13 protein-coding genes are annotated in these 13470 nt (G+C 49.6%); all 13 read left to right on the forward strand.

What is annotated here, in order from left to right; genetic code table 11:
• Positions 1-262: 262 nt before the first annotated feature.
• The 13 genes from EDM21_RS18640 (at position 263) to EDM21_RS18700 (ending at position 13400) form a co-directional block, all read left to right on the forward strand.
• Positions 263-2815: a S8 family peptidase gene (locus EDM21_RS18640; RefSeq protein ID WP_157337967.1), complete on the forward strand. Its 2553-nt coding sequence runs from the start codon at positions 263-265 to the stop codon at positions 2813-2815.
• 4 nt (positions 2816-2819) lie between these two features.
• Positions 2820-3071 (forward strand): DUF1146 family protein, encoded by a 252-nt coding sequence (locus EDM21_RS18645; RefSeq protein WP_068777420.1) that lies wholly within the window; start codon positions 2820-2822, stop codon positions 3069-3071.
• 165 nt (positions 3072-3236) lie between these two features.
• Complete coding sequence (murA, locus tag EDM21_RS18650) at positions 3237-4553, forward strand: UDP-N-acetylglucosamine 1-carboxyvinyltransferase (protein WP_157337968.1); 1317 nt, start codon at positions 3237-3239, stop codon at positions 4551-4553.
• Between the two features lie 218 nt (positions 4554-4771).
• On the forward strand, positions 4772-5815 hold the full coding sequence (spoIID, locus tag EDM21_RS18655) for a stage II sporulation protein D (RefSeq protein WP_157337969.1): 1044 nt from the start codon (positions 4772-4774) through the stop codon (positions 5813-5815).
• A gap of 75 nt (positions 5816-5890) precedes the next feature.
• Positions 5891-6634: a M23 family metallopeptidase gene (locus EDM21_RS18660; RefSeq protein ID WP_157337970.1), complete on the forward strand. Its 744-nt coding sequence runs from the start codon at positions 5891-5893 to the stop codon at positions 6632-6634.
• A 214-nt stretch (positions 6635-6848) separates the two neighbouring features.
• Positions 6849-7139 carry a sporulation transcriptional regulator SpoIIID gene (gene spoIIID / locus EDM21_RS18665; RefSeq protein WP_068777424.1) on the forward strand — a complete coding sequence of 97 codons (291 nt, stop codon included), beginning with the start codon at positions 6849-6851 and terminating at the stop codon, positions 7137-7139.
• 168 nt (positions 7140-7307) lie between these two features.
• Positions 7308-8306 (forward strand): rod shape-determining protein, encoded by a 999-nt coding sequence (gene mreB, locus EDM21_RS18670; RefSeq protein WP_157337971.1) that lies wholly within the window; start codon positions 7308-7310, stop codon positions 8304-8306.
• Between the two features lie 13 nt (positions 8307-8319).
• Positions 8320-9135 carry a flagellar hook-basal body protein gene (locus EDM21_RS18675; RefSeq protein ID WP_157337972.1) on the forward strand — a complete coding sequence of 272 codons (816 nt, stop codon included), beginning with the start codon at positions 8320-8322 and terminating at the stop codon, positions 9133-9135.
• 69 nt (positions 9136-9204) lie between these two features.
• Positions 9205-10083 (forward strand): flagellar hook-basal body protein, encoded by an 879-nt coding sequence (locus tag EDM21_RS18680; protein ID WP_157337973.1) that lies wholly within the window; start codon positions 9205-9207, stop codon positions 10081-10083.
• A 21-nt stretch (positions 10084-10104) separates the two neighbouring features.
• Positions 10105-10356, forward strand: coding sequence for a DNA-directed RNA polymerase subunit beta (locus tag EDM21_RS18685; RefSeq protein WP_157337974.1), 252 nt, complete (start codon positions 10105-10107; stop codon positions 10354-10356).
• Between the two features lie 117 nt (positions 10357-10473).
• On the forward strand, positions 10474-11028 hold the full coding sequence (locus EDM21_RS18690) for a CDP-alcohol phosphatidyltransferase family protein (protein WP_157337975.1): 555 nt from the start codon (positions 10474-10476) through the stop codon (positions 11026-11028).
• Positions 11029-11227: 199 nt separating this feature from the next.
• Complete coding sequence (gene fabZ / locus EDM21_RS18695) at positions 11228-11656, forward strand: 3-hydroxyacyl-ACP dehydratase FabZ (RefSeq protein WP_157337976.1); 429 nt, start codon at positions 11228-11230, stop codon at positions 11654-11656.
• Positions 11657-11705: 49 nt separating this feature from the next.
• Complete coding sequence (locus tag EDM21_RS18700; RefSeq protein WP_157337977.1) at positions 11706-13400, forward strand: phospho-sugar mutase; 1695 nt, start codon at positions 11706-11708, stop codon at positions 13398-13400.
• Positions 13401-13470 lie beyond the last annotated feature (70 nt).

Consider the following 13470-nt stretch of genomic DNA (forward strand, 5'->3'; position numbering starts at 1 on the left):
CGAACAGCGGAACAACTATTGAATTCAGCAAAGCTGGATGTGAAGCCAGTTTCTAATGTTTCTACACAATGAATTTGCGACTGCCTTAGCTGCAGCGGAAGTGCCGTCTGTCGTCATCTTTTCCATATTTACAGCATCTGGGAGGTAAAGCTCATTTTTTTGTGCCTTGCTACCAGAAAACCAAGAAAATGGTAGATTTCGTTCTCCTGATTTGGCTGTAAATTTAGAAATTTTTTAAAAATGCCGAAAGAGGACTCTCCAAATGAAACCAAAATTACGATATAAATGGATGTACGGAATAATTGGCATGCTTGTAATCGTCTGGGGGCTGGGTACGTCCTATGCGAAGGCATACTCAGTGTCCAGCGATCCGATGCGTATCAAACAAACTTATTTGGATCAAATTCATATGGATCAAGCTTGGTCAGAAGCGGGGTTGTCTGAAGAGCCGCTAATTGTGGCAGTTGTCGACACCGGTGTGGATCTCGACCACCCCGATTTGGAAGGGCGGCTCGTCCCGGGAGCTAATTTGCTCAATCCGCAAGCCAAGCCTGCGGATGATAACGGTCATGGAACCAATGTAGCGGGCGTCATTGCTGCAAAGATGAATAATGACAAGGGCATAGCGGGGATTGCGCCTAATGCCAGAATCATGCCGATCAAAGCACTCGAAGCGGACGGCACCGGCGGAGAAACGAAGCTGGGTGAAGGTATCCGCTATGCCGTGGACCACGGTGCGAAGATCGTAGTGCTATCTCTGGGCTTGAATAAATATTCAAGCTATATGGCAGGGACGGTCCGCTATGCGGAGGAGCGCGGGGTACTGTTAGTCGCCGCTTCAGGCAATGAGGGAGGCAGCGTGAAGTATCCGGCGGCCTACCCGACGGTACTGGCCGTAGGCGGCATGACCGCCGGCCGGCAGGCGGATGTGCGGTCGAACTACGGGCCCGATCTAGATCTTGTAGCGCCTTGGGGCGTCTACACCACCGCAAGGGGCGGAGGCTATGAGAACAAGGAGGGGACTTCCATGGCGGCTCCCCAGGTGGCCGGGGCAGCAGCCCTTCTGTGGGGCAAATTCCCTTACCTGGAGCCGTGGCAAGTTCGCGAGATGATCAAGCAAACGGCTGAAGATCTGGGTCAGACCGGATGGGATGCTTCGACCGGATATGGTCTTCTCCGCGCAGACCGTTTGCTCAAAGAATCTCTGCTGGGTGATCGGTTTGAGCCGAATGACGAGAGGAACCAAGCCCGCATGCTGCCCGTCCACACGATGGTCCATGCAGATTTCAGCTCGGGAGCGGACGCGGATTGGTATAAGATTGACAGCCCCTATGACGGGTTTGTGAAACTTATTGTAAAGTCAAGTGACGCTAGTCCTGTTTCTATTCGTCACATTCAGGATAATAAAGAGGCAGAAGATGTTTTTATCACGGACCCTAAAAGTCGGACAGTTACTCTTCCTGTTAAGAAGGGAATAAATGAGATTTCTCTAAGTCTGTCGGATCCGAATAAAGTACAGCCGATAACGTATTCTGTGCAGACGGAGTTCCTGATTTATTCAGATGCTTTTGAAGATAATGACAAGCAATACAAGGCATCTGCGCTGCCCGCGAGAAGCCAAGTTGTGAAGGGCACGTTTCATCAGGAGAATGATCAGGATTGGTTTGTGATTTCTTTCGATAAATCGGGGACTCTGCGCTTGAAAACTTCCGTGGATACAGCTAGAATAGACCCGGTAGTATTGATTCAGAAAAAGGGAGAAAAATCGACAACGTTTGATCAATTTGGAGAAGGAACGACCGAAGTGACTTCTCTCCTGAATATAATGCCTGGGGAATATTATATCCGGATCAGCAATGTGAAGGATAATACGCAACCGGTCATGGGGGAGTATACGCTTGAGGTTGATTACACGCCTAAACTGATTGACCCGAATGAACCTAACGATAAGCCGTACCAGGCTGCTACACTGGCCTTGCATGTAGATCATCCCGGCGTCATCGGCTCTGCACGTGACGTGGATTGGTTTCAGTTCACACTTGAGCAGGAAAGCCTCGTACAGTTGAATCTCAGATTTCCCCAATTCGGTAGCGATGCTTCCTTTAAGCTATACGATCATGTTCTGGGGGGAATCGGCAGCGATAGCACGAAGGGTATGGCGGGCAACTTTATACTCGAACGGCGCTTGCCGGCTGGTTTGTATTACATCAAACTGCAAAGTGAGCAGACCGCAACCGAGATTATGTATGAACTGAATGCCAGCACGATGCCGCTTGTCGCCGGATTTTCAGATATTCATGGGCATTGGGCTGAGAATGCGATTGCCGATCTGGCCCGTGATCAGGTTGTTGGCGGAGGCGAGAGCTACCGGTTTGAACCGGATCAGCCAATTACCCGTGCGGAAGCTGCAGTGATGCTGAGCAACGGATTTCGTCTGGAAAGAATTAAACCGGCGGAATACCCGGACGTCAGCAAAAGTCACTGGGCGTATCATGCCATCGCCAAAACGACGCTGGCCGGATACATGGACGGATATGAGGATGGGCACTTTCGTCCGGATCAGCCTCTGACCCGAATGGAGATGACCCGGGTTCTTGCGAATGCGATGGGAATGGCCGGCAAGTACCGCGGCCGCTCTCCCTACCGGGATGTAGCGGATGATTATTGGGGGGTTGGCATTCTCAAGCAGATGGCCTTGGACAACTGGATTCGCGGGTTCCCTGACGGGACCTACCGGCCAGACGTGAAGGCCACCCGAGCGGAATTTGCGGCCTTATTGTCCCGGTTTACGCATTCGGTAGGGAAGAAGAGGTAGATTCATGTCGAATTTCGAACAATTAACGAATGAAGTACCGCAGATGCCACTGATTAACATCTTGGTTTATCTGATTGCTGTCGCCTTGTCTTGGTGGGCGCTTCAGGAATTCCGCTTTGACGTCCTGCTCAAGCGTCCGAGAAGCGCCCCGGCCAAAATGCTGCAGATCTTTATGTCCATTGGACTTGGGTATTTGGTCGCAAGTTTTTTCTTGAAATACCTGGAATGGTCTGTAGGATTAAACGGAATTTTTTAACATTTTGTCGAATAACATCACGTTTACTTGTAAACAATGGTATTACAACGGTGCCAAACTGAGAACCCACTGCGAATAGTATGAAATGTTGTGCGTTCATGACACATAGACGGACTGTCACGTAACAAGGAAAGATCAATAATATAAAGACGCGGAGGGACCGAGATGAGCAAAATTATCGTCCGCGGTGGCCGTAAATTAGCCGGAAGGGTAAAAGTTAACGGCGCCAAGAATGCCGTACTCCCCATCATTGCGGCCTCAATTTTAGCTGCGGAAGGAGAAAGCGTGATACATGACGCTCCTCCGCTTGACGATGTACTGGTAATTAACAAGGTACTGGAGAGCCTGGGTTTACAGCTCAGCTATGATAATCAAAGTGTCCGTGTGAATGCCGAAACGATCCACACCTGTGAGGCATCCTACGAGCTTGTCCGCAAAATGAGGGCTTCTTTCCTTGTGATGGGACCACTTTTGGCCCGTATGGGCAAAGCGCGTATTTCTCTTCCGGGAGGCTGTGCCATCGGGACGCGCCCAATCGATCAGCATCTCAAAGGCTTCGAAGCCATGGGTGCGGAAATTGAGCTGGGACAGGGTTATATCGAAGCACGGGTAAACAATCGTTTAAAAGGCGCCAAAATCTATCTGGACGTAGCCAGTGTGGGTGCAACAGAGAACATTATGATGGCTGCCGCTCTTGCTGAAGGAACGACGGTCATCGAGAATGCGGCTAAAGAGCCGGAGATCGTTGACTTGGCCAATTACCTGAATGCCATGGGCGCCATCGTCCGTGGAGCGGGAACTGGTGTCATCCGCATTGAGGGTGTCGAGAAGATGAAGGGCGCGGTACATACCGTCATTCCGGACCGCATTGAAGCGGGTACTTATATGATTGCCGCCGCTATTACTCAAAGTGAGCTTTATGTAGAAGGAGCGATTGGAGATCACCTTCGTCCGGTCGTCTCCAAGCTTCAGGAAATGGGAGTCAGCGTCGAAGAAGACGAGAACGGGATCATGGTGCGCGCTGATAAACCGCTGCGAGCAGCAGATATCAAGACACTTCCCTATCCCGGCTTCCCGACTGATATGCAGTCTCAGATGATGGCACTGCAGCTCGTTGTTGACGGAACCAGCCTGGTAACGGAGACGGTGTTCGAGAACCGTTTCATGCATGTGGATGAGTTCATGCTGATGAACGCCTCTATTAAAGTGGACGGCCGTACAGCGGTGGTCAGCGGAAGCAACAAGCTTAGAGGCGCCAAAGTGTGCGCAACCGACCTTCGTGCAGGCGCAGCCTTGATTCTGGCCGCACTTGTTGCAGAAGGGGAGACGGAAATAACCGGCCTGCATCATATTGACCGGGGTTACGTGGACATCGCTTCCGCTCTGCGCTCCGTAGGCGCGGATATCTACCGGGTAGCACCGCAGGAAGAACAGCAGACGCAGGAAATCGGAATGTTCGCGGTCCAGCCTACTTGGGCCTAACTTATCCGGATAGCGCAAGACTATAGCCAATCAGGTACAGAACGAAGCCGGCCCTTTAATCAGAGGGGCCGGCTTCGTTCTATTCTATTAATCGGCCTCATAAAATGAAAGTAATCCCGCTCCGGCAGATAGGCAATGAGGATGAAGAAGAAGGGCAACCCTGTTCGTTCTATCATGCCTGACAGTCTGCTTGGAACGGACATTTCGGAGGCGCTTCTATGAAATTCAAAAAACGGTCGAAGCCGATTCACCCTGCTATTTTATGGACGACTCTCGTATGTTCGGGTCTGCTGTTTGTGACGATCCTGATTCCTGCTCTTCTAGTAAGTAAAGAGGATACGTCAACTGAAATGCTGCAAGAACCGGAAGCGGGCGGAGCGGATGTGAAGCCGGTCATGGTACCGATCTACTTGTCCAAACAGCAGCAGGTCCGTACCGTAAGCTTGGAAGAGTATGTACGGGGAGTGGTCGCCGCAGAGATGCCCGCTGATTTTTCTCCGGAGGCGTTAAAAGCTCAGGCAATGGCCGCTCGGACGTATATGGTAAGGAGAATTCTGGAGAAGGATTTCAGTAATGTGCCGGTCAAAGAGGCTTGGGTGACCGATACGATCCAGCATCAGGCCTACGCGACAGAGGAGCAGCTGCATAGACAGTGGACAGGCTCCTCCTACGAAACCAACTTCCGTAAGATTGAGGCAGCCGTGAAGGCAACAGAAGGCAAAATCATTACCTATTCAGGCCGGCCTATACAGGCGACCTTTTTCTCTACTTCGAATGGATACACGGAGAATGCCAAAGAAGTCTGGGGATCGGAAGTGCCATATTTAAAATCTGTCGTCAGTCCCTGGGACGCCGAGCTTTCCCCGAAGTTCAAGCAGAATCTTTCCTTTTCCTATAAGGATGTCTTACACAAGATGGGTCTTCCAAATTCCAATGCAGCAGCGGGAAGCGAGAGCGTCCGTATCTTAGAACGAACCGGATCCAAGCGGGTCAAAAAGGTCTCTATAGGAGGCAAAACATTCAGCGGTAGAGAAGTAAGAGAAAAACTGGGGCTGAATTCTACTGATTTCGAGGTAACAGGCAGCGGTAGCAGTTGGACATTCAAAGTCTCGGGTTACGGACATGGCGTAGGGATGAGTCAGTGGGGAGCCAATGGGATGGCGCTGGACGGCAAAAAAGCGGAAGAGATCATCGCTTATTATTATGCGGGTACACAAATAGCTGTAGCCTCTTCTCTATTGAACCAGCTGGAGTTGCAGTAACCTGCTAGAATTTCTTTTCTGCAAATGTATAAAACTCTCAAACGTGTCAAGAATGGTTACTGAGGTGATAACCATATGAGAGATGGAAAACAAGAGTTTCAAAAGAAGGAAGACGCTCCCCAAACTGCAATGGGAGCCGCAAATGTACCTAACTCCGCATGGAAAAGATTTTTAGCCAAAAAGTGGGTATTCCCGGCAACCTATGTAGCGGCAGCGGCAATTATCTTAACCATAATGTGGGTCTATCAGGATGCGATGGAGAAACCGGTAGCAATAGACACACCGGCCAACGTCCAGTCCGATAAACCTGCAGGCGAAACGGCTGGCAAAGACAATGCCGTTGCGGTAGGCGCCAAAGCCGAGAGTATGCAATGGCCGGTCAAAGACCGCAGCCAAGTCACGGTTACTCTCCCGTCTTACGACAGCAAGGCTTCCAATGAAGCCAAACAAGCCGCGATGGTAGAATACGGCGATACTCTTACGCCGCATGTCGGTATTGACCTGGCACGTAGTGACAAGCAAGCTTTTGAAGTAAGTGCTGCACTGAGCGGTAAAGTAACAGCGGTTGATAAGAATCCTGTTGTAGGCAACCTGGTTGAAATCACGCACGAGAATGGTCTTGTAACCGTGTACCAGAGTCTGGGTGATGTTAAAGTGGCTGCCGGTGCAACTGTGAAGCAGGGCGAGATTATTGCACAAGCCGGCCGTAACGAGCTGGAGAAAGATCAAGGGGTTCATCTTCACTTCGAAGTACGCAAAGGTGAAGCAGGGGCAGTGGAACTTCCGGAACAGCTTCTTCCGGAATTTAAACAGCAATAAAATGAATCTTGGCGGACAGGTAAACCTGTCCGCTTTTTTTTCGTGAATTTGCTGGGATAGCAGATTGGAGGCAATAAGGCCGAATTAGGACAGGCTGATATCTTGTCCGTCAAAATAAATGGACGGAAATGGCTTGTCGGCCAAGGAAACAAAGAATATTAGGCCCTGCCTCTCATATAATGTACCAAACTATCCGAGTAGGGAGGCGAGGGGAGTGCACGATTACATCAAAGAGCGAACCATTAAGATCGGAACTTGCATCGTTGAGACGAGAAACACGGTTCGCACCATAGCGAAGGAGTTTGGAGTTTCCAAAAGCACGGTGCACAAAGATTTGACGGAGAGGCTGCCCGAGATCAACCCGGAGCTGGCCAACCAGGTCAAAACGATCCTCGAGTATCACAAATCCATCCGGCATCTTAGGGGAGGGGAAGCGACCAAAATCAAATATCGCAAGACGAAAAACGTCAAATCCGCCGAACCGCTTGTTACGGTTAAATCCTGATTCCCGAGGCCCGCCCTTCCTTCCGGAAAATTGTCGAAAAGAATCTCAAAAAAGAGGAGTTTCTGTTTTTTTCAACGAAATTAGCTTATAATGAAAAATATGTATACTATTCGAAGCACCGCTTCAGTTTATGGGGATGGACGGTTAGTTTAGGGAGGATTCAGTTTCATGTTTAGTAAGGATATCGGAATCGATTTGGGCACTGCGAACGTCTTGATTCATGTGAAAGGACGCGGCGTAGTGCTTGATGAGCCCTCGGTAGTGGCAATCGAAAGCGATACAAAGCGTGTACTTGCGGTTGGTGAAGAAGCAAGAAGAATGGTCGGGCGTACACCCGGCAGCATTGTGGCGATTCGCCCTCTTCGTGATGGCGTAATCGCCGATTTTGAAATCACGGAAGCCATGCTTAAGTATTTCATCTCCAAAATCGGAGGTAAAAGTTGGTACTCACATCCTAGGATCCTCATCTGCGCCCCGACCAACATAACCTCTGTGGAGCAAAAGGCGATTAGAGAAGCGGCCGAACGCAGCGGAGCCCGGGAAGTTTTCATGGAAGAAGAACCGAAGGCTGCTGCCATCGGCGCCGGAATGGATATTTATCAGCCGAGCGGTAATATGGTAGTGGATATCGGCGGAGGGACGACAGATGTAGCTGTTCTTTCTATGGGAGACGTCGTCACCTCCTCCTCCATCAAGATTGCCGGCGATAAGTTTGATACGGCGATCACGAAGTATATCAAGAACAAATACAAATTGTTAATCGGAGAACGCACATCCGAAGATATTAAGATCAAAATCGGTACGGTACAAGCTGATTCATCCTTGTCTGAAATGGATATTCGCGGCCGGGATATGGTGTCGGGGCTGCCGCTTACCGTTACGATCCGCTCCAGTGAAGTACAGGAAGCGCTATGGGATCCGATTTCTTCCATTGTCACTGCAGCAAAAAGTGTATTAGAACGTACACCTCCAGAACTTTCTGCCGATATAATAGATAGAGGGGTTATTTTGACAGGCGGCGGAGCTATGCTGCATGGCTTGGATCAACTGCTGGCGGACGAGCTTAAGGTTCCTGTCCTTATTGCGGAAGATCCTATGCATTGTGTAGTAAAAGGCACGGGCATCATGCTCGACAACCTGGATAAAGTGACCAAACGAAAATTCTGATAGAGGGTGACTTATGCTTAGGGGATTATATACTGCGGCATCTGGTATGACGACGCAGCAGCGCAAGCACGATACCGTTACCAATAACATTGCCAACATGAATACACCTGGTTTTAAGCAAGAAACGACCTCAGCCCGTTCTTTTCCGGAAATTCTTATTTCCCGGATTAACGGTGGACAAGACTCCGCCGGAACTGTAAGCGTCGGACGTCTGCATACGGGTGTGTTTGCGGAGGAAACGATTCGGAAGATGCAGCAGGGTGATTTGCAGCAGACCGGCAATGTGCTTGATTATGCCTTAGTCTCGGACATTCAGGTAAACGGGCTGAACTTTGACAATGGCGGCAAGGCTATTCGTCCGGATGGAACGGTCGCCTATCAGCCGCAGGCATTGTTTGTCGTTGAGAATCCCCAGAATCCTGGAGATTTGCGATATACGCGTAACGGCAAGTTTACGGTAGATGCAGAGGGATACGTCGCGAATACGGATGGATACCGGGTTCTGGGAGCGGATGGTCAGCCGATGCTCTATAATCCGGCCAATCCTCCTGCTCCGCTTGTCAGGAAAGTAGACAATCCGAATGTTCTTCTTCCGCAGGGTAACGGATTGTTTGCCGTAAGCGAAGAAGATCAGCAGCAGATCGTGGCTCTAGCCGCGAACGATCAGGTTGAGGTCCGCAATGGATTCGTAGAACGCTCCAACGTGGATCCGACTCAGGCTATGGTAGATATGACAACGGCTGCGCGCGCTTATGAAGCCAACCAGAAGATGATCCAGTTCTATGACCGCAGCATGGACAAGCTAGTCAATGAAGTGGGCCGTGTATAATACAATGAGAATGCCAACTCCATTGGAAATGTTCGAGGGCTTTCGGTTGAAAGCCCGGAGGAGACCACAATGAATAATTCGATTATAAACGCATCGATTTCGATGCAGGGGCTGCAGCAGAAGCTGGATATTCTAGCTAATAACATGGCTAATGCGGATACTGTGGGCTACAAGAAGAAGGAAGCGAGCTTTCAGAACGTCCTGACGAATGTTCTGGGAGAGCCGGAAGGCTTTCGTCAGAATGGACGGATGACGCCGCTCGGCCTGCCACAAGGCTGGGGAGCCAGGCTGGTGGGCCTGCAGAGCAATATGAAGCAGGGAAGCCTGAATCAGACGGACAATCCTTACGACCTGGCTATTGAAGGCGACGGTCTGTTTGAAGTAACGGTGCCTGGATCACAGGAACCGGTATGGACACGTGACGGTTCATTCAAATTAAGCGTCTATGAGAAAGTCGATCCTGCAACAGGAGCCCGTACCAAAGCAATGGGATTGACGACCAAAGACGGCTATTTCGTTAAGGATGCCGCGAACAATGAACCTATACAAATCGCGATCAACCCCGCAGATCCGACTCTGCAGAATACCCGGGTAAGAATCGATGAGCTGGGCCGCGTTTATGTGCGCAATCAGTCCGATCCTGCGGATGCGGGTAGAATGGCTGGGCAAATTAAGCTGGTAAAGGTTGTGGCCCCGCAACTGCTGACCGAAGCAGACGGGAACTATTTCCGTATACCGCCTAACATCGCGCAGAATACTGTGTTAACACCTGTAAACACAACAGCGGATGGTGTAGCCGTGAAGCAGGGCTTCATTGAGAAATCCAATGTAAGCCTGCAGGATGAGATGACGGAACTAATTATGGTTCAGCGGGCATTTCAGCTTAATTCCAGAGCGATTTCTTCAGCGGATACGATGATGGGGCTCGCTAATAACCTGCGTGGGTAATACGTAAAGGAGGCGATTCTCATGTCAACGGAAGCAAACAATGAGGAGAAACCTTCCCGGACGGAGCAGAGCAGCAGCAAGCCGAAGAAACGCTCTTCGGGTGTATCGACCGCACTTCGCATCCTCACAATATTGCGCATCCCGCTCATATGTTTGGCCGCTCTATTTATCGGGCTTTGGCTGGGGTATGCGTGGTTTGGTGGACAGCCCGCATCAGATATATTTAAAATCAGCACATGGAAACATCTTTTTAATCTGGTGTTTGCAGACTGAGCCTTCCGCTCCCGCAAGGGAGTTTTCTTTTTGCCTTAAGAAACGGTATAATGGAAAACAATGAAAATCAGGAAAAGTGCCTCGTAACCAGCCGGAGTCATAGAAAGGGAGAGACGATTGAATTTACCAAACCTGCTTACTATAAGCCGATTTTTTCTAATTCCCGTCTATCTGTATATTTTCTATGAAGGCTATACGAAAATGGCTTTTCTTATTGTCGTCCTTGCAGGCATCACTGATATTGTAGACGGATACATTGCCCGTAAGCGGAACCTGGTGACACAACTGGGGATTATGCTCGATCCGCTTGCCGATAAGCTGATGATGATTGCGGTCATCATTTCCCTGTTAAGCTCCGGGATGATCCCATGGCTGGCAGCGGTGGCATTTTTTATCCGGGATATCGGCATGATCGTCGGGTCGGCTTTTTTTCATTTTCGCGGCAAGAATACGCTGCCCGCTAATGCGATGGGCAAGCTGACGACGGTATTGTATTACTTGGCCGTGCTGCTGATCATTTTCCGTATTCCATATGCGACGGAGTACCTCATTGCCGTTATTCTATTTTCTTTCGTTACCTCCATTATTTATGTGGTTCAGTTCGCTGCTGCGAACCCAAGTAAGCAAGAATTGTTGCGCGAGCAGTCGGCTCCGGTAAAAAAAGGGTCATAAAGACCTTGTTCGAACCCTGAAAAATTGTTTATAAAAGATAGGGAAGATAAAAAAGAGCATATTCTACGGTCTAGCGTGACCGCAAAATACGCTCCCCTTATATCAACCTTCACTTCTGCAGTCGTGAAGGAATATGTTTAGTTTGGGTTGATTCAAACCAAAATATACAAACGTAAGAGTATTGGAAGGAGTAACAAGCATGTTGGACAGCAAACAAATCCAGGAAATTATCCCTCACCGCTACCCGTTTTTATTGGTAGACCGTATTTTGGAGGTAGAAGACGGGGTGCGTGCCGTCGGTCTCAAAAACGTAACCGTTAACGAACCCTTTTTTCAAGGGCACTTTCCAGGTTATCCGGTTATGCCGGGAGTCCTTATTACAGAGGCGCTTGCACAAGTTGGCGCGTTTGCTATTCTGAATGTGGAAGCTAACCATGGCAAAATCGGCCTTCTTGCAGGGATTGATAACTTCCGTTTTCGCAGACAAGTCGTGCCGGGAGATACACTAACGCTGAAAGTAAACATTACCCGGCTGAAGGGTACAATCGGTAAGGGCCAGGCTACGGCTAAGGTAGGAGACGAGCTGGTAGCGGAAGGCGAGATTATGTTTGCTATTGTAAACGCTTAGGAATCAAAGCGATGATTCAGTATCATTTTAAATAAGGGGACGATAACGAATGACTCGTGTGCATGAGCTTTATGAAAAATGGGTGCAGGATCCAGCTATTGATGAAGAGACCAAAAAAGAATTGATTTCAATCGCCGAACAAGCCAAAGAAATCGAGGATCGCTTTTATAAAGATTTGGAATTCGGAACCGGTGGATTACGCGGCGTTATTGGCGCAGGCACGAACCGGATGAACATATACACGGTAGGAAAAGCGACCCAAGCATTAGCGGAGTTCGCATTAAATCAAGGGGTGGCGAACCCTTCGGTTGTCATTGCTTATGACTCCCGCCATCGCTCTCCGGAATTCGCGCTGGAAGCTGCTTTAGTACTTGCCGGTAACGGTGTTAAGGCCTATGTGTTTGAATCGCTGCGTCCGACTCCCGAGCTGTCCTTCGCCGTTCGGGAACTGAACGCTTCTGCAGGTGTCGTTGTCACGGCCAGCCACAATCCGCCTGAATACAACGGGTACAAAGTATACGGGGCAGACGGCGGGCAGCTGGTTCCGCAGGATGCGGCGGAAGTGCTTGCCAATATCCAAAAGATTGAAGGCTTTGACGGGGTGAAGAAAATTTCCCGGAGTGAAGCGGAGGAGAAGGGCCTGCTGGAATGGCTGGGCAGCGAGATGGATGAGAAATACTTGGCGGCGGTTACGTCGGTAAGCCAGCATCCTGAAATTGTGAAGCAGACAAGCGGAGATTTCCGCATTGTATTTACTCCTCTGCACGGTACGGGCAATAAGCCGGTACGCGAAGCACTGGGACGGATAGGTTTTGAGCAGGTGCATATTGTCAAGGAGCAGGAACACCCGGACAGCAACTTCTCTACCGTGAAATCGCCCAATCCGGAGGAGCGTGAAGCTTTTACGCTGGCCCTTCAGGTTGCCAGAGAGACTAACGCCGATATTATTGTCGGTACAGATCCGGATGCTGACCGCATGGGAGCTGTCGTCAAAGACGATAAAGGGGATTATTTCGTGCTGACGGGCAACCAATCCGGTGCGATTATCGTCAATTACTTGTTGGGTTCTCTGCAAGAACGCGGTGAACTGCCTGCTAATGGTGTTGTCATCAAAACAATCGTAACCAGTGAAATGGGTGCGGTGATTGCGGAAAGCTACGGAGCGAAGGTTCTTAACACGCTGACCGGATTTAAATATATCGGTGAAAAAATGACCGAATTCGAATCCACAGGCGAGTATCAATTCTTATTCGGTTATGAGGAAAGCTACGGATATCTGGCAGGCACTTATGCCCGTGATAAGGATGCCATCGTTGCAGCTATGCTGATTTGTGAAGCGGCCGCTTATTACAAGAGCCAAGGCAAGACGCTGTATGATGTGCTTCAAGAGTTGTACCGCACGCACGGGTACTTTCTGGAGAAGCTGGAATCCAAGACGCTTAAAGGAAAAGATGGCGTGGAACAAATCGGTCGTATGATGGAAGACTGGAGAGCCAACCCGCCGGAAGTCATTGAAGGAATCGAAGTCGCTGAAGTTGAGGATTACAGCAAAGGTATTCAAGGATTGCCTAAGGAAAATGTTTTGAAATTCATCATGAAGGATGGCTCATGGTTCTGCCTGCGTCCATCCGGAACCGAACCTAAGATTAAATTTTATTTTGCCGTAAAAGGTACGACCGGAGAAGAGTCCGCTGAGAAGCTGGATCAATTGGTCCGCTTCGTACTCAGCAGAGTAGAACAATAATAGCGAAACCTCTCTCGGGCCCTGCATTTTTTGGAATGCCGGATACCGGAGAGGTTTTCAAGTGTAATTG

The organism is Paenibacillus lutrae (genome assembly GCF_009757775.1).
In the GTDB taxonomy this organism is placed as follows: Bacteria; Bacillota; Bacilli; order Paenibacillales; family NBRC-103111; genus Paenibacillus_F; species Paenibacillus_F lutrae.